19 protein-coding genes and 1 pseudogene are annotated in these 23,254 nt (G+C 67.3%); 12 read left to right on the top strand and 8 right to left on the bottom strand.

Going from position 1 to position 23,254, the window contains the following annotated elements:
* The first annotated feature begins 137 nt into the window (after positions 1 to 137).
* From U5798_RS22640 to U5798_RS22620, 5 genes are all read left to right on the top strand, one after another.
* Positions 138 to 737, top strand: a complete 600-nt coding sequence (locus tag U5798_RS22640) for a TetR/AcrR family transcriptional regulator (protein ID WP_006751498.1) — start codon at positions 138 to 140, stop codon at positions 735 to 737.
* A gap of 58 nt (positions 738 to 795) precedes the next feature.
* Positions 796 to 2,583, top strand: a complete 1,788-nt coding sequence (locus U5798_RS22635; RefSeq protein ID WP_124453599.1) for an acyl-CoA dehydrogenase C-terminal domain-containing protein — start codon at positions 796 to 798, stop codon at positions 2,581 to 2,583.
* Between the two features lie 113 nt (positions 2,584 to 2,696).
* Positions 2,697 to 5,132, top strand: a complete 2,436-nt coding sequence (locus U5798_RS22630) for a 3-hydroxyacyl-CoA dehydrogenase/enoyl-CoA hydratase family protein (protein ID WP_124453601.1) — start codon at positions 2,697 to 2,699, stop codon at positions 5,130 to 5,132.
* A gap of 27 nt (positions 5,133 to 5,159) precedes the next feature.
* Positions 5,160 to 6,359 (top strand): acetyl-CoA C-acyltransferase, encoded by a 1,200-nt coding sequence (locus U5798_RS22625; protein WP_124453603.1) that lies wholly within the window; start codon positions 5,160 to 5,162, stop codon positions 6,357 to 6,359.
* Positions 6,360 to 6,451: 92 nt separating this feature from the next.
* A complete protein-coding gene (locus U5798_RS22620; protein WP_322083238.1) occupies positions 6,452 to 7,219 on the top strand; it encodes an enoyl-CoA hydratase in 768 nt (255 codons plus the stop codon).
* Between the two features lie 51 nt (positions 7,220 to 7,270).
* Here the strand turns inward: U5798_RS22620 and fdhD are convergent, their stop codons facing one another.
* Positions 7,271 to 8,125: a formate dehydrogenase accessory sulfurtransferase FdhD gene (gene fdhD / locus U5798_RS22615; protein WP_322083237.1), complete on the bottom strand. Its 855-nt coding sequence runs from the start codon at positions 8,123 to 8,125 to the stop codon at positions 7,271 to 7,273.
* A 114-nt stretch (positions 8,126 to 8,239) separates the two neighbouring features.
* Between fdhD and U5798_RS22610 the strand changes: the two genes are divergently transcribed.
* Positions 8,240 to 8,722, top strand: a complete 483-nt coding sequence (locus tag U5798_RS22610) for a nitrate reductase associated protein (RefSeq protein WP_124453609.1) — start codon at positions 8,240 to 8,242, stop codon at positions 8,720 to 8,722.
* 43 nt (positions 8,723 to 8,765) lie between these two features.
* On the opposite strand, the gene U5798_RS22605 is transcribed toward U5798_RS22610, so the two are convergent.
* Positions 8,766 to 9,161 (bottom strand): acyl-CoA thioesterase, encoded by a 396-nt coding sequence (locus U5798_RS22605; RefSeq protein ID WP_034208354.1) that lies wholly within the window; start codon positions 9,159 to 9,161, stop codon positions 8,766 to 8,768.
* 174 nt (positions 9,162 to 9,335) lie between these two features.
* On the opposite strand from U5798_RS22605, the gene U5798_RS22600 reads away from it, so the two are divergent.
* On the top strand, positions 9,336 to 11,207 hold the full coding sequence (locus U5798_RS22600; RefSeq protein ID WP_124453612.1) for an ABCB family ABC transporter ATP-binding protein/permease: 1,872 nt from the start codon (positions 9,336 to 9,338) through the stop codon (positions 11,205 to 11,207).
* 175 nt (positions 11,208 to 11,382) lie between these two features.
* Here U5798_RS22600 and murU read toward each other — a convergent pair whose 3' ends face one another.
* Both murU and U5798_RS22590 read right to left on the bottom strand, forming a co-directional pair.
* A complete protein-coding gene (gene murU, locus U5798_RS22595; protein WP_322083236.1) occupies positions 11,383 to 12,102 on the bottom strand; it encodes an N-acetylmuramate alpha-1-phosphate uridylyltransferase MurU in 720 nt (239 codons plus the stop codon).
* A 33-nt stretch (positions 12,103 to 12,135) separates the two neighbouring features.
* Positions 12,136 to 13,185 (bottom strand): aminoglycoside phosphotransferase family protein, encoded by a 1,050-nt coding sequence (locus U5798_RS22590; protein WP_322083235.1) that lies wholly within the window; start codon positions 13,183 to 13,185, stop codon positions 12,136 to 12,138.
* Positions 13,186 to 13,408: 223 nt separating this feature from the next.
* On the opposite strand from U5798_RS22590, the gene U5798_RS22585 reads away from it, so the two are divergent.
* The 4 genes from U5798_RS22585 to rsmA are packed head-to-tail and all read left to right on the top strand — an operon-like array spanning position 13,409 to position 19,057.
* Positions 13,409 to 15,769, top strand: coding sequence for an LPS-assembly protein LptD (locus U5798_RS22585; protein WP_124453616.1), 2,361 nt, complete (start codon positions 13,409 to 13,411; stop codon positions 15,767 to 15,769).
* Between the two features lie 51 nt (positions 15,770 to 15,820).
* The gene (locus U5798_RS22580; protein ID WP_124453618.1) at positions 15,821 to 17,179 is read left to right on the top strand and encodes a peptidylprolyl isomerase; all 1,359 of its coding nucleotides are present in this window, start codon (positions 15,821 to 15,823) and stop codon (positions 17,177 to 17,179) included.
* An 11-nt stretch (positions 17,180 to 17,190) separates the two neighbouring features.
* On the top strand, positions 17,191 to 18,180 hold the full coding sequence (gene pdxA / locus U5798_RS22575) for a 4-hydroxythreonine-4-phosphate dehydrogenase PdxA (protein WP_322083234.1): 990 nt from the start codon (positions 17,191 to 17,193) through the stop codon (positions 18,178 to 18,180).
* Positions 18,181 to 18,229: 49 nt separating this feature from the next.
* Positions 18,230 to 19,057 carry a 16S rRNA (adenine(1518)-N(6)/adenine(1519)-N(6))-dimethyltransferase RsmA gene (rsmA, locus tag U5798_RS22570; RefSeq protein ID WP_124453622.1) on the top strand — a complete coding sequence of 276 codons (828 nt, stop codon included), beginning with the start codon at positions 18,230 to 18,232 and terminating at the stop codon, positions 19,055 to 19,057.
* A 91-nt stretch (positions 19,058 to 19,148) separates the two neighbouring features.
* Here the strand turns inward: rsmA and U5798_RS22565 are convergent.
* Positions 19,149 to 20,085: pseudogene (locus U5798_RS22565) on the bottom strand (DMT family transporter).
* 362 nt (positions 20,086 to 20,447) lie between these two features.
* On the opposite strand from U5798_RS22565, the gene gloA reads away from it, so the two are divergent.
* Positions 20,448 to 20,831, top strand: a complete 384-nt coding sequence (gene gloA / locus U5798_RS22560) for a lactoylglutathione lyase (protein WP_124453625.1) — start codon at positions 20,448 to 20,450, stop codon at positions 20,829 to 20,831.
* 109 nt (positions 20,832 to 20,940) lie between these two features.
* Here gloA and U5798_RS22555 read toward each other — a convergent pair whose 3' ends face one another.
* The 3 genes from U5798_RS22555 to gmhB are packed head-to-tail and all read right to left on the bottom strand — an operon-like array spanning position 20,941 to position 23,245.
* The gene (locus tag U5798_RS22555) at positions 20,941 to 21,828 is read right to left on the bottom strand and encodes a M48 family metallopeptidase (RefSeq protein WP_124453627.1); all 888 of its coding nucleotides are present in this window, start codon (positions 21,826 to 21,828) and stop codon (positions 20,941 to 20,943) included.
* Positions 21,829 to 21,873: 45 nt separating this feature from the next.
* Positions 21,874 to 22,638 (bottom strand): lysophospholipid acyltransferase family protein, encoded by a 765-nt coding sequence (locus tag U5798_RS22550; protein WP_124453629.1) that lies wholly within the window; start codon positions 22,636 to 22,638, stop codon positions 21,874 to 21,876.
* Between the two features lie 43 nt (positions 22,639 to 22,681).
* Positions 22,682 to 23,245, bottom strand: coding sequence for a D-glycero-beta-D-manno-heptose 1,7-bisphosphate 7-phosphatase (gene gmhB, locus U5798_RS22545; RefSeq protein WP_124453631.1), 564 nt, complete (start codon positions 23,243 to 23,245; stop codon positions 22,682 to 22,684).
* Between the last annotated feature and the right edge of the window lie 9 nt (positions 23,246 to 23,254).

Raw genomic sequence — 23,254 nt, 5'->3', positions numbered from 1 at the left:
CCCGCCGGAATCGCGCAAAATAGCGGCTCGGTTAGACACCGGTTTCTAATAATTTCCTTGTTTCGCGAGCGGCCGCACTCAATAATAGTACGGCCGTTCGATTTTATTCGAACCCCCGAACGGTTACAGAAATAGCTATGCGAAAAGGCGAACAGACGCGTGCCGCGATACTTGAAGCTGCTTTGGACCTCGCCAGCCGTGACGGGCTGGAGGGGCTGACGATCGGCCTGCTGGCCGAGCGCATGCAGATGAGCAAGAGCGGTGTGTTCGCGCACTTCGGATCGCGTGAAGACCTGCAGGTCGAGGTCGTCCGCGAGTATCACCATCGTTTCGAAAACGAGGTGTTCTTTCCGAGCCTGCGCGAACCGCGAGGCTTGCCGCGCCTTCGGGCGATGCTGGCCCGCTGGACGGAGAAGCGCATCCAGGAGGTGACGACGGGATGCATCTACATCAGCGGTGCGGTCGAGTACGACGATCGGCCTGACAGCCCCGTGCGCGAGCAGTTGATCGCGAGCGTGACGGCCTGGCGTGCCGCGATGCTGCGTGCCATTTCGCAGGCGAAGGAAGAAGGCCATCTGCGTGCGGATACCGATCCGGACCTGATGCTCTTCGAGTTGTACAGCTTCACGCTCGGCCTGCATCACGACGCACGCTTCCTGCATTCGCCGGACGCCGTGCGCCTCACGTGGGCCGCGCTGGAAAAGACGATTGTTTCGTATCAGAGCGAGAGCCGTTAGCGGCGCGTGACCCGCCCGCCTGGAGCTCGAGCCGTTTTGCCCACCTTTGGAGAGAGTCATGGGACAGTACGCCGCGCCGCTGCGCGACATGCAATTCGTGTTGCACGAGCTTCTGAACGTCGAAGCCGAAGTCAAGCAAATGCCCAAGCATGCGGACCTCGACGCCGACACGATCAACCAGGTCCTCGAGGAAGCGGGCAAGTTCTGCTCCGAGGTACTGTTCCCGCTGAACCAGGTCGGCGACCGCGAAGGCTGCACGTATGAAGGCGACGGCGTCGTGAAGACCCCGACCGGCTTCAAGGAGGCCTACCAGCAATACGTCGAGGCCGGCTGGCCGGCGCTCGGCTGCGATCCGGACTACGGCGGCCAGGGCCTGCCCGCGTTCGTGAACAACGCGCTCTATGAAATGATGAACTCGGCGAACCAGGCCTGGACGATGTATCCGGGCCTGTCGCACGGCGCGTACGAATGCCTGCACGCGCACGGCGCGCCGGAACTGCAGAAGGCCTACCTGCCGAAGCTCGTGACCGGCGAATGGACCGGCACGATGTGCCTGACCGAGCCGCATTGCGGCACCGACCTCGGCATCCTGCGCACCAAGGCCGAACCGAACGGCGACGGCTCGTACTCGATCAGCGGCACGAAGATCTTCATCTCGAGCGGCGAGCACGACATGGCCGAGAACATCATCCACCTCGTGCTCGCGCGCCTGCCGGACGCGCCGCAGGGCACGAAGGGGATCTCGCTGTTCATCGTGCCGAAGTTCATTCCCGACGCAGCGGGCGCGCCGGGCGAGCGCAACGGCATCAAGTGCGGCTCGATCGAGCACAAGATGGGCATCCACGGCAACTCGACGTGCGTGATGAACCTCGACAACGCGAAGGGCTGGATGGTCGGCGAGCCGAACAAGGGCTTGAACGCGATGTTCGTGATGATGAACGCGGCCCGTCTCGGCGTGGGCGCGCAAGGTCTCGGCCTCACGGAAGTCGCGTACCAGAACTCGCTCGCGTATGCGAAGGATCGCCTGCAGATGCGCTCGCTGACGGGCCCGAAGGCACCGGACAAGCCGGCCGACCCGATCATCGTGCATCCGGACGTGCGCCGCATGCTGCTCACGCAGAAGGCCTACGCGGAAGGTGCGCGTGCGTTCACGTACTGGTCCGCGCTGCAGATCGACAAGGAGCTGTCGCATGCCGACGAAGCCGTGCGCAAGGAAGCGGCCGACCTCGTCGCGCTGCTCACGCCGATCATCAAGGCGTTCCTGACCGACAACGCGTTCGAGTGCACGAACCACGCGATGCAGATCTACGGCGGCCACGGCTTCATCTCCGAGTGGGGCATGGAGCAGTACGTGCGCGACGCGCGGATCAACATGATCTACGAAGGCACGAACTCGATCCAGTCGCTCGACCTGCTGGGCCGCAAGGTGCTCGGCGACATGGGCGCGAAGCTGAAGAAGTTCGGCAAGCTCGTGACGGAATTCGCGGAAGCCGAAGGCGTGAAGCCGGAAATGGCCGAGTTCATCAATCCGCTCGCCGACATCGGTGAAAAGGTGCAGAAGCTGACGATGGAAATCGGCATGAAGGCGATGCAGAACCCCGACGAAGTCGGTGCTGCCGCCGTGCCGTACCTGCGTACCGTCGGCCACCTGGTGTTCTCGTACTTCTGGGCGCGCATGGCACGCCTCGCCCTCGACAACGAAGCGTCGGGCGACCCGTTCTACAAGTCGAAGCTCGCCACCGCTCGCTTCTACTTCGCGCGCCTGCTGCCCGAAACGGCGTCGACGATCCGCGCCGCGCGCGCCGGTTCGAAGACGCTGATGGAAGTCGACGAATCGCTGTTCTGACGCGAGTCCGGGCGGTGCGCGCCGCGCGCCGCCCGAACGCAACGGTTCCTGGTACTCACTTCGCCGTGCAGCCCCCACAACCCGCGCTGCACGACACTATCCGGAGACATCCCGTGAGCAATTTCCTGATTCGCAAGGTCGCCGTGCTGGGCGCCGGCGTGATGGGCGCGCAGATCGCCGCGCACCTCATCAACGCGCGCGTGCCGGTGCTGCTGTTCGACCTGCCGGCCAAGGAAGGCCCGAAAAACGCGATCGCGCTGAAGGCGATCGAGAACCTGAAGAAGCTGTCGCCCGCGCCGTTCGGCGTGAAGGACGACGCGAAGTACCTCGAGGCAGCGAACTACGAAGACGACATCGCGAAGCTGGCCGAATGCGACGTCGTGATCGAGGCGATCGCCGAGCGGATGGACTGGAAGCACGACCTGTACAAGAAGGTCGCGCCGCACATCGCGCCGAACGCGATTTTCGCGACCAACACGTCGGGCCTGTCGATCACGAAGCTGTCCGAAGGTTTCTCGGACGAGCTGAAGTCGCGCTTCTGCGGCGTGCACTTCTTCAACCCGCCGCGCTACATGCACCTCGTCGAACTGATCCCGACCGCGCATACGCGTCCGGAGATCCTCGACCAGCTCGAGACGTTCCTGACGAGCATCGTCGGCAAGGGCGTCGTGCGCGCGAAGGACACGCCGAACTTCATCGCGAACCGCGTCGGCATCTTCTCGATCCTCGCGGTGATCACCGAGGCCGCGAAGTTCGGCCTGCGCTTCGACGAAGTCGACGACCTGACCGGCAGCCGCCTCGGCCGCGCGAAGTCGGCGACGTTCCGCACCGCGGACGTGGTCGGCCTCGACACGATGGCGCACGTGATCAAGACGATGCAGGACAACCTCGCCGACGATCCGTTCTTCCCGGTCTACCAGACGCCTGCCGTGCTCGCCGAACTGGTGAAGCAGGGCGCGCTCGGCCAGAAGACGGGCGGCGGTTTCTACAAGAAGGAAGGCAAGGCGATCAAGGTGCTCGACGCGAAGACGGGCACCTACGTCGATTCGGGCGCGAAGGCTGACGAGACGGTCGGCCGCATCCTGAAGCGTCCGCCGGCGGAGCGCCTGAAGCTGCTGCGCGAGACGGACCATCCGCACGCGCAGTTCCTGTGGTCGATCTTCCGCGACGTGTTCCACTACATCGGCGTGCATCTCGAGTCGATCGCCGACAACGCGCGCGACGTCGACCTCGCGATCCGCTGGGGCTTCGGCTGGAACGAAGGCCCGTTCGAAGGCTGGCAGGCCGCCGGCTGGAAGCAGGTCGCCGAGTGGGTGCAGGAAGACATCGCGGCCGGCAAGGCGCTGGCAAACGTGCCGCTGCCGTCGTGGGTGCTCGAAGGCCCGGTCGCCGAGAAGGGCGGCGTGCACACCGCCGAAGGCTCGTGGGCGCCGGCTGCGAAGCGCTTCGTGCCGCGTTCGGACCTCGCGGTCTACGACAAGCAGGTATTCCGCGCGCCGCTGCTCGGCGAAGCCGGTGCCGATCCGAAGACGTACGGCAAGACGCTGTTCGAGACCGATGCCGTGCGCGCATGGGTCGACGACCGTGCCGGCGAGGACGACGTCGTGATCGTGTCGTTCAAGTCGAAGATGAACACGATCGGACCGAGCGTGATCGACGGCCTCGTGCAGGCGATCGAACTCGCGGAGAAGGACTACAAGGGCGTGGTGATCTGGCAGCCGACGTCGCTGAAGCTCGGCACGCCGGGCGGCCCGTTCTCGGCCGGCGCGAACCTCGAGGAGGCGATGCCCGCGTTCATGATGGGCGGCGCGAAGGGCATCGAGCCGTTCGTGAAGAAGTTCCAGGAAGGCATGCTGCGCGTGAAGTACGCGAACGTGCCGGTCGTCGCAGCCGTGTCGGGCATCGCGCTCGGCGGCGGGTGCGAGCTGATGCTGCACAGCGCGAAGCGTGTCGTGCACGTCGAGAGCTACATCGGTCTCGTCGAAGTGGGCGTCGGCCTCGTGCCGGCAGGCGGCGGCCTGAAGGAAGCGGCGCTGCGCGCGGCGGATGCCGCAACGGCCGCGAACGCGACCACCGACATCCTGAAGTTCGTCACGAAGTCGTTCGAGAACGCGGCGATGGCGAAGGTCTCGGCGTCCGCGCACGATGCGCGTGCGATGGGCTATGTGAAGCCGTCCGACACGATCATCTTCAACGTGTTCGAACTGCTCGACACCGCGAAGAAGGAAGCGCGTGCGCTGGCCGCCACCGGCTATCGCGCACCGCTGCGCGCGAAGGACGTGCCGGTGGCAGGCCGTTCGGCGATCGCGACGATCAAGGCATCGCTCGTCAACATGCGTGACGGCCGCTTCATCAGCGACCACGACTACCTGATCGCGAGCCGCATCGCCGAAGCCGTGTGCGGCGGCGACGTCGAAGCCGGCAGCCTCGTCGACGAGCAGTGGCTGCTCGCGCTGGAGCGCCGCGCGTTCGTCGAGCTGCTCGGCACGCAGAAGACGCAGGAACGGATCATGGGCATGTTGCAGACCGGCAAGCCGGTGCGTAACTGAGCGAGCGGATAAGGCAAGGAGTCTCAAATGAGCAAACAATTGCAAGACGCATACATCGTCGCCGCCAGCCGCACGCCGATCGGCAAGGCCCCGCGCGGTGTCTTCAAGAACACGCGCCCGGACGAGCTGCTGGTCCACGCGATCAAGTCGGCGGTCGCGCAGGTGCCCGGCTTCGACACGAAGCTGATCGAGGACGCGATCATCGGCTGCGCGATTCCGGAAGCCGAGCAGGGCCTGAACGTCGCGCGCATGGGCGCGCTGCTCGCGGGCCTGCCGCAGACGGTCGGCGGCGTGACGGTCAACCGCTTCTGCGCGTCGGGCATCACCGCGCTCGCGATGGCGGCCGACCGGATTCGCGTCGGCGAATCGGACGCGATCTTCGCGGGCGGCTGCGAATCGATGAGCATGGTGCCGATGATGGGCAACAAGCCGTCGATGTCGCCGCACATCTTCGACCGCAATGAAGACTTCGGCATCGCGTACGGGATGGGCCTGACCGCCGAGCGCGTCGCCGAGCAGTGGAAGGTGAGCCGCGAAGACCAGGACGCGTTCTCGGTCGAGTCGCACCGCAAGGCACTCGCGGCGCAGCAGGCCGGCGAATTCAACGACGAGATCGCCGCGTACACGATCAGCGAGCGTTTCCCGAACCTCGCGACCGGCGAAGTCGACGTGAAGACGCGCGAGATCAAGCTCGACGAGGGTCCGCGCGCGGATACGTCGATCGAAGGCCTCGCGAAGCTGCGCACGGTGTTCGCGAACAAGGGCTCGGTCACGGCCGGCAACAGCTCGCAGACGTCGGACGGCGCGGGCGCGCTGCTCGTCGTGTCGGAGAAGGTGCTGAAGGAATTCAACCTGACGCCGCTCGCGCGCTTCGTGAGCTTCGCGGTGCGCGGCGTGCCGCCGGAAATCATGGGCATCGGCCCGAAGGAAGCGATTCCGGCCGCGCTGAAGGCTGCCGGCCTGAAGCAGGACGATCTCGACTGGATCGAACTGAACGAGGCGTTCGCCGCGCAATCGCTGGCTGTGATGCGCGATCTCGGCCTCGATCCGTCGAAGGTCAACCCGCTGGGCGGCGCGATCGCACTCGGCCACCCGCTCGGCGCGACCGGCGCGATCCGCGCGGCGACTGTCGTGCACGGCCTGCGCCGCCGCAACCTGAAGTACGGGATGGTCACGATGTGCGTCGGCACCGGCATGGGCGCCGCGGGCATCATCGAACGCCTGTAAGCGGGACGCGACGAAAGACGACGACGGTGCGCGGGCCACGAGCTCGCGCACCGTTTTTTCATTCCGATAGAGGAAAGTCAAAGGAGACGGTTGTGGCCGAAATTCAAGTGGAACGCGCCGAAGGCGTGATGACGATCACGATCGTGCGCCCGGCGAAGAAGAACGCGCTGACGGCGGCGATGTACCAGACGATGGCCGACGCGCTCGCCGACGCGCAGGAAGACAAGGCGATCCGCGTGATCCTGCTGCGCGGCAGCGACGGCAATTTCAGCGCAGGGAACGATCTCGAGGATTTCCTGAAGGCGCCGCCGAAGGACGACACCGCGCCGGTATTCCAGTTTCTCGCGCGGATCAGCAGCGCGAGCAAGCCGATCGTGGCCGCGGTGCCGGGCATTGCGGTCGGCGTCGGCGTGACGATGCTGCTGCACTGCGATCTGGTCTACGCGGCGGACACCGCGACGTTCTCGCTGCCGTTCGCGCAGCTCGGGCTGTGCCCGGAAGCCGCGTCGAGCGTGCTGCTGCCGCGCCTGGCCGGCCATCAGGTCGCCGCCGAGAAGCTGTTGCTCGGCGAAGCGTTCGACGCGCTGGAAGCGCACCGGATCGGCATCGTCAACCGCGTGCTGCCGGCTGCCGAGCTCGACGCGTTCGCGGCGAAGCAGGCGGCCAAGCTTGCGGCGCTGCCGGCGTCGTCGCTGCGCGTGACGAAGGCGCTGCTGAAGGACTCGGGCGGTGTCGCGACGTCCGCGCGGATGGCCGAGGAAGCCGGCCATTTCTCCGCGATGCTGCGTGCGCCGGAAGCGCGCGAGGCGATGACGGCGTTCTTCGAGAAGCGCAAGCCGGATTTTCGTCAGTTCGACTGACGGAGCAGGGCGCGCCGACGTGTGACCGCCGGCGCGATCCCGCGATGGCGGTCAGGCCGTGCCGTAGTCGACGTGGCCGGTTTCGCGGCAGAAGCTGACGAGCCGCAAGCCGGCCGCCTTCGCGATCTCGATCGCGAGCGACGACGGCGCGGAGATAGTCGCGACCAGCGGGATGCCGACGCGCGCGGCCTTGCGCACGAGCTCGTAGCTCGCGCGGCTCGACAGGAACACGAAGCCGTCGGTCGTGTCGGCGCGCGCCAGCACGAGCGAGCCGATCAGCTTGTCGAGCGCGTTGTGGCGGCCGACATCCTCGAATGCCGTCCGGATCGCGCCTGTTGCGTCGCACCACGCGGCCGCGTGCAGGCCGCCGGTCAGCTTCGTGAGCGCCTGGTGCGCCGGCAGCCCGTGCGCCGCGTGCGCGAGCGCGTCGGGAGCGAGGCGCGCGAGAAAGCCCGTGTCGGGCACGCGTTCGGGCGCGAGGTCGAGCAGGTCGATGCTTTCGATCCCGCACACGCCGCAGCCCGTGCGCCCCGCGAGCGCGCGGCGCCGGTCCTTCAGCGCGGCGAATACCTGCTGGACGACCTCCAGGTGCACTTCCGCATGCGGCAGCGGCGCATCGGCGTGCAGGATTACCTCGATGTCCTTGATGTCGCTGCCGCGCGCGACGATCCCTTCCGAGATCGCGAAGCCGACCGCGAACGCTTCGAGGTCGCACGGCGTACACATCATCACCGCGTGCGAAATGCCGTTGAACACGAGCGCGACCGGCCATTCCTGGCCCACGTAGTCGTGCGCGGTTTCGACTGCGCCGCCGCGCGTGCGCCGCACGGACAGTTCGATCACGCCGCGCGGTTCGTCGCGCAGGTCGTCGCGCAGTCCATCGGATTGGGTCGGATTCACGAGCACTCCCGTTGATTCGAGGCACGGCCGGCGACAATCGTGCCGCCGCCCGCGCGCAGAGGTTCTAAAATACCTCAGGCAGGCCGGCCGCGCCGGCATCCGCCACGTCAGGTAACGACCATGGGACTCAGCGACGCTCCGTTGCTCTTCAACTTCGAACACGATTCGTCGGAAAACTTCACGTACATCCCGATGATCGTGCGTTTCAATCTCGACCGCTTCGGTTTGCGGATCTCGCTCGAACAGTGGCAGTTGCTGCCGCTCGAGGACCGCAAGCTGCTCGCGCGTTTTCCGGCCGACGACGACACCGCGATCGAGCCCAACTTCGATCACGCGCTGTTCGAAATGCTGCGCACGCACGCGGATCTGGAACCGTCATGGTTCCAGCCGGACGAGCAGCCGACCTGGCGCGCCGTCGACGCGGTGCCGGAGTCGCTCGTGCAGCAGAGCGCGCTGGCCGGACTGACGGCGCCGGCGCTCGCGCAGTGGCAGCAGCTCGCGCCGTTCCAGCGCTACGTGCTGGTCAAGCTGTCGCGCAAGCCGAAGCTGAATCACGATTTCCTGCCCGCGATGCGGGAGTTCGGGCTGACGGCCACGCACTGACGCGGCCGTACACGGTGCGCCGCGCGGTCGCGGCGCGTGCCGGTCAGAGCGGCGGCAGTTGGCGCGGCTTGCGGTCCGGGCCGGTCGCGACGTACGTGAGCGTCGCTTCGGTGACCTTCACGATTTCGCCCATCAGGCGCATGCGCTGCGCGTACACCTCGACGTCGACCGTGATCGACGTGTTGCCGGTACGCGTGATGGTCGCGTAGAAGCTCAGCAGGTCGCCGACGAACACCGGCTGCTTGAACACGAACGAGTTGACCGCGACCGTCGCGACACGGCCGTTCGCGCGCTGGCTCGCGGGGATCGAGCCGGCGATGTCGACCTGCGACATGATCCAGCCGCCGAACACGTCGCCGTGGACATTCGCGTCGTGCGGTTGCGGGACGACGCGCAATGCGGGCTGCTTCTGCGGGAGTTCGAGGGTCGAATCGGTCATGGCGGGGGCTTTCATCCTGTAATAAATGGGCCGCCGCGCGCAGGCGGGCCGGCGAGGCCGCCGGCAGCGGCGCGAAGCGGCTTCTGCGACAATACAACGTTCGCAAATTGTACGAGAAAGCGCGCGAGCCGGCCGTCGATACACGCGTCGTGCACCGCCACCGAGACTTCCCCCATGCGCCGATTCCCTGCTTCCGGCGAGCCCGCGCCGGCTTCGACCGGGCCCCGCAACGACTGGCAGACCATCCGGTCGCTGCTGCCGTACCTGACCACCTACAAATGGCGCGTCGCGCTCGCGCTCGCCTGCCTGATCGGCGCGAAGGTCGCGAACCTCGGCGTGCCGGTCGTGATGAAGCGCATCGTCGACCACCTGTCCTACGTGCAGCAGATCACCGCGCTCGGTCGTGCCGAGCAGTCGGCCGGCATCGTGCTCGCGGGCGGCGTCGGGCTGCTGGTCGTCGCGTATGCGCTCGTGCGGCTGTCGACGTCGCTGTTCACCGAGCTGCGCGAGATCCTGTTCTCGAAGGTCACCGAGAGCGCGGTGCGCCAGCTCGCGCTGCAGGTGTTCCGGCACCTGCACGGGCTGTCGCTGCGGTTCCATCTCGAACGCCAGACGGGCGGCATGTCGCGCGACATCGAGCGCGGCACGCGCGGCATCCAGCAACTCATTTCGTATTCGCTGTACAGCATCCTGCCGACGCTCGTCGAGGTCGGGCTCGTGCTCGGCTTCTTCGTCGTCAAGTACGAGGCCTATTACGCGTACGTGACGTTCGCGGCGCTGGTCACGTACATCGTGTTCACCGTGAAGGTCACCAACTGGCGCACGCACTTCCGCCGCACGATGAACGAACTCGATTCGCGCGCGAACTCGCGGGCGATCGATTCGCTGATCAACTACGAGACGGTGAAGTACTTCGGCAACGAGGAGTGGGAGGCGCAGCGCTACGACGAGAACCTGAAGCGCTACCGGAAGGCCGCGATCCGCTCGCAGAACTCGCTGTCGGTGCTGAACTTCGGCCAGCAGGCGATCATCGGCACGGGGCTCGTGTTCATCCTGTGGCGCGCGACGCAGGGCGTGCTCGCAGGCAAGCTGACGCTCGGCGATCTCGTGCTGATCAACACGTTCATGCTGCAGCTCTACATTCCGCTGAATTTCCTCGGCGTCGTGTATCGCGAGCTGAAACAGAGCCTGACCGACATGGACCGGATGTTCGGGCTGCTGTCGGCCGCGAAGGAAGTGGCCGACCGTCCCGATGCGCAGCCGCTCGCGGTGGCCGGCGCGCAGGTGCGCTTCGAGCACGTGAACTTCGCGTACGAGCCGGCGCGGCAGATCCTGCACGACGTGACGTTCACGATCGATGCGGGCACGACGACCGCGGTGGTCGGCCACAGCGGTTCGGGGAAATCGACGCTGTCGCGCCTGCTGTTCCGTTTCTACGATCTCGACCGCGAGGCGGGCGGTGCGATCCGGATCGACGGCCAGGACATCCGCGACGTCACGCAGGATTCGCTGCGCGCGTCGATCGGGATCGTGCCGCAGGACACCGTGCTGTTCAACGACTCGATCTATTACAACATCGCGTACGGCCGGCCGACCGCGACGCGCGACGAGGTGGTCGCGGCCGCGCGCGCCGCACACATCCACGATTTCATCGAGAGCTTGCCGAAGGGCTATGACACGCCGGTCGGCGAGCGCGGGCTGAAGCTGTCGGGCGGCGAGAAGCAGCGCGTCGCGATCGCGCGCACGCTGTTGAAGGATCCGCCGGTGCTGCTGTTCGACGAGGCGACGTCGGCGCTCGATTCGCGCTCGGAGCGCGCGATTCAGCACGAGCTCGACCAGATCGCGCGACACCGCACGACGCTCGTGATCGCGCACCGGCTGTCGACGGTCGTGCACGCGCAGCAGATCCTCGTGATGGATCACGGCCGGATCGTCGAACGCGGCACGCACGACGAGCTCGTGCGCGCCGACGGGCTGTATGCACAGATGTGGGCGCTGCAGCAGCAGCGCGCGGCGGCAGGCGGCGAAGAGGCCGAGGCCGCGTGAGCGGCGGCGCTGCACGCGGGGCGCGCAGCGGAAAGGGGGCGTGCCTGATGGCCGGGAGCCGGCCGGCGCCGGACCTGTTGATCAGCCCGGCCGATCCCCCCGCTTCGCCGGTCAGCCAACCAGCCGACCGGCCAACCAGCGAGGCGATCAACCAGCCCGGCGTCCCGTCAGCCGGTCACTTCGCGGTACGCAGCCGTGCGTCGAGTTCGCCCAGTTGCGCCGGCGTGCCAACGTTCTCCCAGATACCTTCGTACAATTCGCCGCTCGCGCGGCCGGCTTCGATCGTCGCCTTGAAGTACGGCGACAGTGCGCGGTGCGCGCCGGGCTCGATGTCGCGGAACATCCGCGTGTCGTACAGGCCGATGCTGCCGAACGTGACGCGCGGCGCACCGGTGAGCGACAACTGTCCGTCGTCGCGGAGCACGAAGTCGCCGGCCGGATGGAACGGCGGGTTCGGCACCATGACGAGGTGCATCGCGGGCGCGTCGAGCGCGGCCATCCGTGCCGCGCGGGCCGCGAGCGTCCGGTAGTCGAATGCGCAGTACACGTCGCCCGCGACCGCCGCGAACACGGCCGGCTGCCCGTCGCGCTCGATGAGCGGCAGCGCCTGCGCGATGCCGCCCGCCGTTTCCAGCGCTTCGCCTTCGGCCGAATACGCGAGCCGCACGCCCCAGCGCGAACCGTCGCCGAGCGCGGCCTCGATCTGCTCGCCGAGCCACGCGTGGTTGATCACGATCGTCTCGATGCCCGCGCGCGCGAGCGCCTCGATCTGCCACACGATCAGCGGCTTGCCGCCGGCTTCGAGCAGCGGTTTCGGGCGGGTGTCGGTCAGCGGGCGCATTCGTTCGCCGCGCCCGGCGGCGAAGATCATCGCCGTGGTCAGGGTAGTGCTCATGTTCGGCCGGGTATCAGGACTCTGGGGGGGCGGTCAGAACGTATAGCCGATGTCGGCCGGCGCGTTGCCCTCGAGCTCGTCGAGCAGCTTCGCGAACGGGACGAGCGGGCGGTAGCGCAGCGCAACCTTGCGTGCATACGCGATGAAGCGCGGCAGGTCGTTCAGGTAATGCGGCTTGCCGTCGCGGTAATTGATGCGCGCGAACAGGCCGAGGATCTTGATATGGCGCTGCAGCCCAATCCATTCGAGCTGGCGGTAGAACTCGCCGAAATCGGGATCGACCGGCACGCCGGCCTTTTTCGCCTTTTCCCAGTAGTACGCGAAGCAGTCGAGCTCGAACTCCTCGTCCCAGCTGACGAACGCGTCGCGCAGCAGCGACACGACGTCGTACGTCAGCGGCCCGTAGACGGCGTCCTGGAAGTCGAGCACGCCCGGGTTCGGCTCGCAGACCATCAGATTGCGCGGCATGAAGTCGCGCAGCATGAAACCCTGCGGCTGCGCATGGGCGCTCGCGACCAGCAGCGCGAACGTGCGGTCGAGCGTGCCGCGCATCGCGTCGGTGACGGGCTTGCCGAGGTGGCGGCCGACGAACCATTCGGGCAGCAGCTCCATTTCGCGGCGCAGGAACGCTTCGTCGAACGGCGGCAGCACGTCGGGCAACGACCTGAGCTGGAAGCGGATCAGCGCATCGAGCGCGTCGCGCATCAGCGGCCGCGCGGCGACCGGGTCGGCCGGGTCGAGCACCGAGATGTACGACGTGCGGCCGAGATCGGTCACGAGCATGAAGCCCGCGTCGAAATCGTGGGCCAGCACGTCTGGCACGTGGTCGCCGGCCGCGGCGAGCAGCTGCGCGACCTGGACGAATTCACGGCACTTCTCGGGCGGCGGCGCGTCGACGGCGATCAGCGTGCCGCCGGCGCTCGTGGCCGATGCGACACGGAAATAGCGGCGGAAACTGGCGTCCGACGACGCGGGCGCGAGGGTCGACAGGTCGAGGGCATAGCGCTCGGCGAGCGGTTGCAGCCACGCGGTCAGGGCGTCGAGGCGGGCGTCGGGCTGGGATGCGGCGGATGGGGGCGTCATGAAACTCGGAGGAGGGGGGAACGTCTTGCCATATAATACCCCACGACTTTTTTGACGCGCCCCGCGTCAGCTTCCGCCGTGCAGGCCCGCTGCCTGTCGCGCCGCCCGCCCGATCGCCTCCCCGGTTTGCGCTCAGCCGCAGTCGCGGTGCGACGGCGCGGCCCGCCGTGCGCGCATGTGCAGTGAAGGCGCGGTTGACAAGGGGCGATTCGCCAAACGATAGATGCCGCCCAAACCGCTATTCCCGAATGTTTTCCCCGGTGACGGGGCGCCGCGCAAACGGCGGCTCGCGCTCGCGCTCCTGGCCGTGCCCGGCCTCGTGCCGGCCGTGTCGTACGCGCAGCTGTCGGGCGCGGCCGCGCAGCCGCAGCCGCTCGACTCGCCGTGGGATCTGCGTCTCGCGCCCCAGCTCGAGGATCATCCGCTGAAGGACGGCGCGAAGCCGGCCGCCTTCGTGATCGCCGACCACACGAGCGGCACGGCCGAGCAGGATCTCGCCGCCAAGGGCTCCGCCGAGCTGCGGCGCGGCGACGCCGTCGTGAAGGCCGACGCGCTCCACTACGATCAGGATACCGACATGGCCGATGCGTACGGCCAGGTCAAGGTGGTCAATGGCGGTACGTCGTTCGCAGGTCCCGAGGCGCACCTGAAGATCGAGGCGAACCAGGGCTTCATGACGGCGCCGAAGTACCACTTCAACATGACGGGCGGGTCGGGCAGCGCCGAGCGCGTCGACATGGTCGACAACGAGCGCTCGGTGTTCGTCAACGGCACCTACACGGCGTGCCAGTGCTCGACGAACCCCGCGTGGTACATCAAGGGCAGCCGCTTCGACTTCGATACGGGCGCCGACGAAGGCACCGCGCGCAACGGCGTGCTGTTCTTCCAGGGCGTGCCGATCTTCGCGAGCCCGTGGATGACGTTCCCGCTGTCGGGCGAGCGGCGCAGCGGCCTGCTGCCGCCGACGTTCTCGGTGAACTCGAGCAACGGCTTCGAGCTGACGCTGCCGTACTACTTCAACATCGCACCGAACCGCGACCTGACGCTCACGCCGCGCATCATCTCGCGGCGCGGCGTGATGACCGAGGCGACGTTCCGCTACCTGTCGCCGTCGTATTCGGGCACGTTTACGGCCAATTACCTGCCGAGTGACCGGCTCGAGCACCGCAACCGCTACGCGATCTACTGGCAGCACCAGCAGAACTTCGGCGGCGGTTTCGGCGGCTACGTCTACTACAACAAGGTCTCGGACAACCTGTATCCCGAACAACTGGGTTCGATGAACCAGTTCATCAACGGGACGCAGACGCTGTACCAGCAGGAAGCCGGCCTCACGTACAACAACGGCCCGTGGTCGGTGCTCGCGCGCTACCAGCACTGGCAGACGCTGCCGCCGTCGATCGCGCCGTACAGCCGCGAGCCGCAGTTGAACGTGAAGTACACGAAGTACAACGTCGGCGGCTTCGACTTCGGCGCGGAAGCCGACTATTCGCGGTTCCGCATCACGACGGCCGACGCAACCGAAGGCGACCGGATCGTCTTCAACCCGTACATCGCGTACGGCGTGTACGGCCCCGGCTACTTCGTCGTGCCGAAGGTCCAGTACCACTTCGCGTCGTACGACCTGAACTACCTGTCGTCGACCACGCCGAACAACCCGAAGCGCTTCACCGAGTCGATCCCGACCGTGAGCTTCGACACGGGCCTGATCTTCGACCGCTCGGTGCGCCTGTTCGGCCAGGACTTCATCCAGACCCTCGAGCCGCGCCTGTACTACGTGTACACGCCGTATCGCAACCAGTCGAACGCGCCGCTGTTCGACACCGCGGAATCGGACTTCGGCCTCGCGGAGATCTACCAGCCGAACACGTTCGTCGGCAACGACCGGATCGCCGACGCGAACCGGATTACGGCCGGCCTGACGTCGCGCTTCATCGACCCGCGCACCGGCGACGAGCGCGCGCGCTTCGTGATCGCGCAGCAGTACTACTTCGCCGATCAGCGCGTGACGCTGAATCCCGGGCAGGCCGCCGTGCTGGCGCGCCACTCGGACCTGATCGTCGGCGCCGCGCTGAAGCTCGGCTCGGGCTTCATGTCTGAGACGGCGTTCCAGTACAACCAGAACAACAACCAGCTCGTGAAGTCGAGCATCGGTTTCGGCTACAGCCCGGGCGAGCGCCGCGTGATCAACGTCGGCTATCGCTACACGCGCTCGAACACCACGCTCGACAACCAGCCGATCAACCAGTTCCTGGTGTCCGCGCAATGGCCGCTCACGCGCCGCCTGTATGCGATCGGCCGTTTCAACTACGACCTCGCCGGAGATCGCGTGGTCGACGGTCTGGTCGGCTTACAATACGACGCGGATTGCTGGGCGCTCGGGGTCGGGGTGCAGCGGGCCGCGAACGGCATCAATTCGTCGGGACAGCAGAACTCGTCGACGCGATTCATGATGCAGCTGACGCTCAAGGGCCTGTCGACCGTCGACAACGGCCTCGTGTCCGCATTCCGCGCCGGGGTACCGGGCTACACGCCGCTGCCGCCGCCGCCGCCGCCGATGTCCCGCTTCAGCAACTACGAGTAACGCAGGCTTGTCTGCACCGGTCAGCACGATTTCAATGGAGTTTCAGTGGCAATGAAGAAAAACCTTCGTTTCGCGGCAGTCGTGTCCAGCCTCGCCGCGTCCGCCGCGCTGCTCGCCGCCGCGCCGGCCGCGGCGCAGGCGCTCGGTTCGCAAGGTGCGCAGCTCGCCGACGAAGTCGTCGCGGTCGTCAACAACGACGTGATCACGGGCCGCGAACTCGACCAGCGCGCCGGCCTGATCGCGCGCCGGCTGCAGCAGCAGAACGCGCCCGTGCCGCCGACCGACCAGCTGCGCGCGCAGGTGCTGAACCAGATGGTGCTCGAGCGTATCCAGGTGCAGAAGGCGAAGGACGACGGGATCCGCGTCGACGACGCGACCGTGCAGTCCACGCTGCAGCGCCTCGCGCAGGCGAACGGGATGACGCTCGAGCAGTACCGCGCGCGTCTCGAGGCGCAAGGCGTGCCCTGGAGCATCTTCACGAGCGATGCGCGGACCGAGCTGACGCTGTCGAAGCTGCGTGAGCGCGAGGTCGACGGCAAGATCACCGTGTCGGATGCCGAAGTCGCGAACTACATCGCGAGCCAGCGCGGGCCGAACGCGTCGCAGCAGCAGGACCTGCGCTTCCAGCACATCTTCATCAAGGCGCCGACCAACGCGCCGCAGGCCGACATCGAGGCCGCGCAGAAGAAGGCCGACGCGCTGCTGCAGCAGGCGAAGTCGGGCGCCGATTTCGAGCGCCTCGCGAAGAACAACTCGGAAGCGAACGACGCGAAGAAGGGCGGCGACCTCGGTTTCAAGGCGCCGAGCGCGCTGCCGGCCGAGGTCGTCGACGCCGCATCGAAGCTGCGCCCGGGCCAGGTCAACCCGACGCTGATCCGCGTGCCGGACGGCTTCGAGATCGTGCGCCTCGTCGACCGCCGCCAGAGCCAGGGCGCCACGGCCGCCGCGCCGAAGATCGTGCAGACGCACGTGCGCCACATCCTGCTGCGCGTCGGCGAAGGCAAGTCGGAAGGCCAGGCGCGCCAGCAACTGGTCGACATCCGCAACCAGGTCCAGGCCGGCGGCGATTTCGCGAAGTTCGCGCGCACCTACTCGCAGGACGGGTCGGCGTCGCAGGGCGGCGATCTCGGCTGGATCAGCCCGGGCGAGACCGTGCCGGAATTCGAGCGTGCGATGAACAACCTGCAGGACGGCCAGATCAGCCAGCCGATCCGTACCGAGTACGGCTATCACCTGATCCAGGTGCTGAACCGCCGCGAAGCGGAAGGGTCGGTGCAACAGCAGATGGACATCGCCCGCCAGGCGATCGGCCAGCGCAAGGCCGAGCAGGCCTACGCCGACTGGCTGCGCGAGCTGCGCGATTCGTCGTACGTTCAGTACAAGATCGGCGGCGTCGCCCCGGCGAACTGAGCGAGCCCCGCATGACCACGCCCGCGCTGCAGATCGCGATCACGACAGGCGAACCGGCGGGGGTCGGCCCGGAGCTGACCGTGCAGGCGCTGCGTGACGCCGCGCAGCGCTGGCCCGACGCGCATTTCACCGTGCTCGGCGATGCGGCGCTGCTCGATGCGCGGGCCGCAGCCGTCGGCGCCGATCGCGCCGTGCTGGCCGGCGGTGCGCACGTGTCGGTCGCGCACCACGCGCTGGCCGTTCCCGTGCTGGCGGGCAAGCTGGACGCGGCGAACGGCCGGTACGTGCTCGGGCTGCTCGACACGGCGATCGACGGCGCGCTGGCCGGCCGGTACGACGCGATCGTGACCGCGCCGCTGCAGAAGAGCACGATCAACGATGCGGGCGTGCCGTTTACCGGCCATACCGAATACCTGGCGGAGCGCACGCATACGCCGCGCGTCGTGATGATGCTGGCGGGCACCGGCGACAGGCCGCTGCGCGTCGCGCTCGCGACGACGCACCTGCCGCTGAAGGATGTCTCCGCCGCGCTGACGATCGACGGTCTCGTCGAGACGCTCGCGATCATCGATCGCGACCTGCGGCGCGACTTCGGCCTTGCGGCGCCGCGGATCCTCGTGACGGGCCTGAACCCGCACGCGGGCGAGAACGGTTATCTCGGCCGCGAGGAGATCGACGTGATCTCGCCCGCGCTGGCCCGGGCGAACGCGCAGCGCATCGACGCGCGCGGCCCGTATCCGGCCGACACGCTGTTCCAGCCGCGCCATCTGGCCGATGCCGATTGCGTGCTCGCGATGTTCCATGACCAGGGCCTGCCCGTGCTGAAGTATGCGACCTTCGGCGAGGGCATCAACGTGACGCTCGGGCTGCCGATCATCCGCACGTCGGTCGACCACGGCACCGCGCTCGACCTGGCCGGCACGGGCCGTGCCGATCCGGGCAGCATGATTGCCGCGCTCGACACGGCCGTCACGATGGCGCGCCATCGCCGCGCGGCCTGACGCCGCGCGGTCTCACCTCTTTCGTCGTATTTTTCGTTTTACACAGTCGATGTCGAACAGCAGACAGCACCAAGGCCACTTCGCGCGCAAGCGCTTCGGGCAGAACTTCCTCGTCGATCACGGCGTGATCGATTCGATCGTGTCGACGATCGGCCCGGCGCGCGGCCAGCGCATGGTCGAGATCGGCCCCGGGCTCGGCGCGCTGACCGGGCCGCTGATCGAGCGCCTCGCGACGCCCGAGGCGCCGCTGCACGCGGTCGAGCTCGACCGCGACCTGATCGGCCGCCTGCAGCAGCGCTTCGGCGCGCTGCTCGAATTGCACGCCGGCGACGCGCTCGCGTTCGACTTCCGTTCGCTCGCGGCGCCCGGCGACAAGCCGTCGCTGCGGATCGTCGGCAACCTGCCGTACAACATTTCCAGCCCGCTGCTGTTTCACCTGATGACGTTCGCCGATGCGGTGATCGACCAGCATTTCATGCTGCAGAACGAAGTCGTCGAACGGATGGTCGCGGAGCCCGGCACGAAGGCGTTCTCGCGGCTGTCGGTGATGCTGCAGTACCGCTACGTGATGGAAAAGATGCTCGACGTGCCGCCGGAATCGTTCCAGCCGCCGCCGAAGGTCGATTCGGCGATCGTCCGGATGATTCCGTACGAGCCGCACGAACTGCCGGACGTCGATCCCGTGCTGCTCGGCGAAATCGTCACCGCCGCGTTCTCGCAGCGCCGCAAGATGCTGCGCAACACGCTGGGCGACTATCGCGAGACGATCGATTTCGACGGGCTCGGCTTCGATCTCGCGCGCCGTGCCGAGGACGTGAGCGTGGCGGAATACGTCGGCGTCGCGCAGGCGCTTGCGGCGGTACGCAAGGCCGGGTAACGCGCGGCACGCGAAGCCGGACCGGATGTGGTGAAAGGGCTGCCCGACGGGCAGCTTTTTTGTTGCACGCGTGTTTCTTGCCGGTGGCCGCTTACGCCCGCCTGCGCGGCGGCGCGTTGACGAGTGCGATGCCGGTCAGCACGAGCGCAGCCGCGGACATGAAGCGCCAGCCGACGGATTCGCCGAGCAGCAGTACGCCGAACGCAACGCCGAACAGCGGCGACAGGAACGTGAAGACCGACAATCGCGACGCGCTGTAGCGCGTCAGCAGCCAGAACCAGGACAGGTAGCTGACGAACGCGACGATCACCGATTGATACGCGAGACTCGCCACGGCGATCGGTGTCACCTGCGCGAACGACACTTGCCCGAACAGCGCGGCGAGCGCGACCAGCACGACCGCCGACACCGCGAGCTGATAGAACAGCGTCTTGCTCGCGCTCGCCCGCGCGAGCGCCGTCGAGCGCACGACGACCGTCGTCGCGGCCCACATCGCGCCGCCGAGAATCCCGAGCGCGTCGCCGGCCAGCCCGGCCAGTACCGATGCGCCGGGGTGCACGCGGCTTCAGGAAGCCGTCCGCGAACGCGAGCGCGATGCCGGCGAAGGCGAGACCGACGCCGGCCCACTGCGTGCGCTGCAGCCGCTCGCCCGGTGCGAACAGGTGCAGGCCGAGCGCGGTGAAGCAGGGCGCCGTGTACAGGAAGATCGCCATGTGCGACGCGCTCGTCAGCGTGAGCCCGAAGAACACGCAGATGAATTCGCCGGCGAACAGCGCACCGGCCGCGAGGCCCGCGCCGAACGTGCCGTCGGCCTGGAACAGCGGCGTGCCGCGCGTGCGGGCCCAGCCCCACAGCAACCCCGCGGCGATCACCGAGCGCAGCCCGGCCTGGAACATCGGCGCGATCGCGGCGTTCGTGCTCTTGATCGCGACCTGCTGGAAGCCCCAGATCGCGCAAAGCAGCAGCATCAGGCCGACGGCGCGCAGGTCGAGCGCGCGGCGCATGGGGGCGGCGGCGAGCGTGGTCATCGGCGCACCTCGCTTGATCGGTACGGCGGCGGCAGGGTTGGGCGGACAGCGTGTCCGGCGCGCTCGAATCGGCGGTTTCGCACGGCAGTGTGGCTTCAGGAAAGGGTGGGCGGTCGCATTCGGGCGGTGCGGCGCATGCCCGTTTTTGGTGCGAGATCGAAGGATGTTACCCGATCGGCGCGGTAGCCGGGCGGCCCGGATCGTGCTGTTTTCCGCCGCTGCGAGCGTGTTCGCACCGGTCACCCCGATGCGCGGTATCGGCCGCGCCCCCGGCCAAGCGCCCCGGCTGGGCGCCCCCGGCGAGTTTCACCTGACTCTGGTAGAGTTTCCGGTTCAGGAAAGTCCCCACAGGAGTACAACACATGCGTTTGCTGCATACGATGCTGCGAGTCGGCGATCTCGACCGCTCGATCAAGTTCTACACCGAATTGCTCGGCATGAAGCTGCTGCGTCGCGAGGATTATCCGGAAGGCAAGTTCACGCTCGCGTTCGTCGGCTACGAAGACGAGAGCACCGGCACCGTGATCGAGCTGACCCATAACTGGGATACGCCGTCCTACGATCTCGGCAACGGCTTCGGCCATCTGGCCGTGGCGGTCGAGGATGCGTACGCGGCCTGCGAGAAGATCAAGGCGCAAGGCGGCAAGGTCACGCGCGAAGCGGGCCCGATGAAGCACGGCACGACCGTGATCGCCTTCGTCGAGGATCCGGACGGCTACAAGATCGAGTTCATCCAGAAGAAGTAAGCGCCGGATGAACGGGCCGCGGAGCGCGAGGCGCGCGGCGGCAAAAAAGGGCGATGCGGGGTGACCCGCATCGCCCTTTTTGATGGGCAGCGCCGCCGCGTGGGCGGTGTCAAAGCGACGGCAGCAGCTCGGGCGGGTGATGCTTGAGCGTGTGCCGCGCTTCGCGGAACTCGGGGAAGATCGATTCGACGGTCTGCCAGAAGGCCGGGCTGTGATTCATCTCGCGCAGGTGCGACAACTCGTGCGCGACGACGTAGTCGATGATCGACATCGGGAAATGGATCAGCCGCCAGTTCAGGCGGATCTTGCCGTCGCTCGAGCAGCTGCCCCAGCGTGTCGCGGCCGACGACAGCGCATACATCGAATACGTGACGCCGAGCTTTTCCGCGTAGACCGGCAGGCGCTCGCCGAAGATGCGCTTCGCTTCGCCCTGCAGCCAGCCCTGCACGCGATCCTTGATCTGCTGCATGTCGGCCTGCACGGGCAGCGGCAGAGACAGCCGCAGCGCATCGGCGTCGAACGCGACGGCACCCGCGCCGAGCGCGATCGTCACCGTCTTGCCGAGATACGGCAGCTGCGCGCCGTCGCGCCAGTCGATCTGCGGCAGCGCGCGCTGCTCGGTGCGCGTCTTCCACTCCGCGAGCTTCGCGAAGATCCAGCGTTGCTTCTCGGAGATCGCCGCTTCGATGTCGGCGAGCGTGACCCAGCGCGGCGCGGTGATCGACAGCCCGCTGCCGTCGATCGTGAAGCCGATCGTACGGCGTGCCGAACGTTTCAGCCGGTATTCGAGCACGCGGCTGTCGAGCGCGAACGTGCGCACGCGTGAGCGGTCGGGTGCCGGGCCCGGAACGGGCGGAATGGTGGGCGAGGCTTCAGGCGGCGCCGGCGGCGTGGCGGGCGCCGACGGTGCGGCGGCCGGCCCGTCGAAGAGCGGCAGATCCATCTGGCGATGATCGAGGGCCACGACGGCAGGCCGTGGCCGCGGACGCTGTTTCATCAGTTCGCTTCTTTTTGTCGTACGCAACGGCTGCAATCCGGGGGCTCAGGCTCGCGCGGCATCGCGCGTGCCGGCATTGCCCGCCTGGCGATAGGAATCGGGATCGATGCGGCGCATTTCCGCTTCGATCCATGCTTCGACCTGCGAGTTCAATACATCGGGCGTCAGCCCGTCGCTGGGGATCGGCTTGCCGATCGACACGGTGACGACGCCGGGGAATTTCGTGAACGAGTTGCGCGGCCACACCCGACCTGCATTGTGCGCGATCGGCACGACCGGCGTGCCGGTTTCGATCGCGAAGCGCGCGCCGCCCGTCTTGTACTTGCCCTGCTTGCCGACCGGCGTGCGCGTGCCTTCGGGGAACATGATCATCCACGCGCCTTCCGACAGGCGCTTCTTGCCCTGGCGGATCACCGAATTGAACGCGTTCTTGCCTTCCTTGCGGTTGATGTTGACCATATGCAGCAGCCCGAGCGCCCAGCCGAAGAACGGCACGTACAGCAGTTCGCGCTTGAACACGTAGCAGAGCGGCTTCGGCATCAGCGCCGGGAACGCGAGCGTCTCCCATGCCGACTGGTGCTTCGACAGCAGCACGGCCGGGCCGTCGGGCAGGTTTTCCATCCCTTCGATCCGGTAGCGGATTCCGTTCAGCCAGCGCACGACCCACAGGGTCGACTTGCACCAGCCGGCCGCCATCCAGTAGCGCGCGTCGGGGCGCATGAACGGGAACGCGATGAAGCACGCGGTGGCGTACGGCACCGTGTACAGGATGAAGTAGATCAGCAGCAGCAGGGAGCGGACGAAGCGCATCGGCGTGAGTCTGGCGTTAGGGAGGATGCGCGCGGCAGCCGCATCACTCGTGTTCGTGTGAAAGGAAGTCGAGCGCAAACGCGCGCAGGTCGTCGTGGACCTTCGTGCCGGGCGGCAGATTGCCCGCGGCGAGCGTCTTCTTGCCCTTGCCGGTCAGCACGAGGTGCGGCTGGAAGCCGACCGCGACGCCGGCCTGCAGGTCGCGCAGCGAATCGCCGACGACCGGCGTGTGATCGGGATCGATCTCGAAGCGCTCGGCGATCATCTGCATCATGCCGGGTTTCGGCTTGCGGCAGTCGCAGTGATCCTCGGCCGTGTGCGGGCAGAAGAACACCGCGTCGATACGTGCGCCGACGGCGGCCGCCGCGCGATGCATCTTCAGGTGCATCTCGTTCAACGTGGCCATGTCGAACAGCCCGCGACCGATGCCGGACTGGTTGGTCGCGACGACCACGCGATAACCCGCGTGGTTGAGCCGGGCGATCGCCTCGAGGGCGCCGGGCAGCGCGATCCATTCGTCGGGCGTCTTGATGAACGCATCCGAATCGACGTTGATCACGCCGTCCCGGTCGAGGACGACGAGCTTTCGGTTGGGGCTGATCGGCATCGTGCGGCC

It is taken from the genome of Burkholderia sp. BCC1972, from assembly GCF_905339605.1.
In the GTDB taxonomy this organism is placed as follows: Bacteria; Pseudomonadota; Gammaproteobacteria; order Burkholderiales; family Burkholderiaceae; genus Burkholderia.
Note: the sequence above shows the minus strand (reverse complement) of the source record. Positions and strands in the feature narration are given on the sequence as shown.

What these genes read in the sequence shown, in the direction of transcription:
- U5798_RS22610 (WP_124453609.1), top strand. Translation starts at nt 8,240, where the DNA reads ATGGGACTCAGCGACGCTCCGTTGCTCTTCAACTTCGAACACGATTCG.
- U5798_RS22590 (WP_322083235.1), bottom strand. Translation starts at nt 13,185, where the DNA reads ATGACGCCCCCATCCGCCGCATCCCAGCCCGACGCCCGCCTCGACGCC.
- U5798_RS22640 (WP_006751498.1), top strand. Translation starts at nt 138, where the DNA reads ATGCGAAAAGGCGAACAGACGCGTGCCGCGATACTTGAAGCTGCTTTG.
- U5798_RS22635 (WP_124453599.1), top strand. Translation starts at nt 796, where the DNA reads ATGGGACAGTACGCCGCGCCGCTGCGCGACATGCAATTCGTGTTGCAC.
- U5798_RS22585 (WP_124453616.1), top strand. Translation starts at nt 13,409, where the DNA reads ATGCCGCCCAAACCGCTATTCCCGAATGTTTTCCCCGGTGACGGGGCG.
- murU (WP_322083236.1), bottom strand. Translation starts at nt 12,102, where the DNA reads ATGAGCACTACCCTGACCACGGCGATGATCTTCGCCGCCGGGCGCGGC.
- gmhB (WP_124453631.1), bottom strand. Translation starts at nt 23,245, where the DNA reads ATGCCGATCAGCCCCAACCGAAAGCTCGTCGTCCTCGACCGGGACGGC.
- U5798_RS22555 (WP_124453627.1), bottom strand. Translation starts at nt 21,828, where the DNA reads ATGAAACAGCGTCCGCGGCCACGGCCTGCCGTCGTGGCCCTCGATCAT.
- rsmA (WP_124453622.1), top strand. Translation starts at nt 18,230, where the DNA reads ATGTCGAACAGCAGACAGCACCAAGGCCACTTCGCGCGCAAGCGCTTC.
- U5798_RS22550 (WP_124453629.1), bottom strand. Translation starts at nt 22,638, where the DNA reads ATGCGCTTCGTCCGCTCCCTGCTGCTGCTGATCTACTTCATCCTGTAC.
- U5798_RS22605 (WP_034208354.1), bottom strand. Translation starts at nt 9,161, where the DNA reads ATGACCGATTCGACCCTCGAACTCCCGCAGAAGCAGCCCGCATTGCGC.
- U5798_RS22580 (WP_124453618.1), top strand. Translation starts at nt 15,821, where the DNA reads ATGAAGAAAAACCTTCGTTTCGCGGCAGTCGTGTCCAGCCTCGCCGCG.
- U5798_RS22625 (WP_124453603.1), top strand. Translation starts at nt 5,160, where the DNA reads ATGAGCAAACAATTGCAAGACGCATACATCGTCGCCGCCAGCCGCACG.
- U5798_RS22600 (WP_124453612.1), top strand. Translation starts at nt 9,336, where the DNA reads ATGCGCCGATTCCCTGCTTCCGGCGAGCCCGCGCCGGCTTCGACCGGG.
- gloA (WP_124453625.1), top strand. Translation starts at nt 20,448, where the DNA reads ATGCGTTTGCTGCATACGATGCTGCGAGTCGGCGATCTCGACCGCTCG.
- pdxA (WP_322083234.1), top strand. Translation starts at nt 17,191, where the DNA reads ATGACCACGCCCGCGCTGCAGATCGCGATCACGACAGGCGAACCGGCG.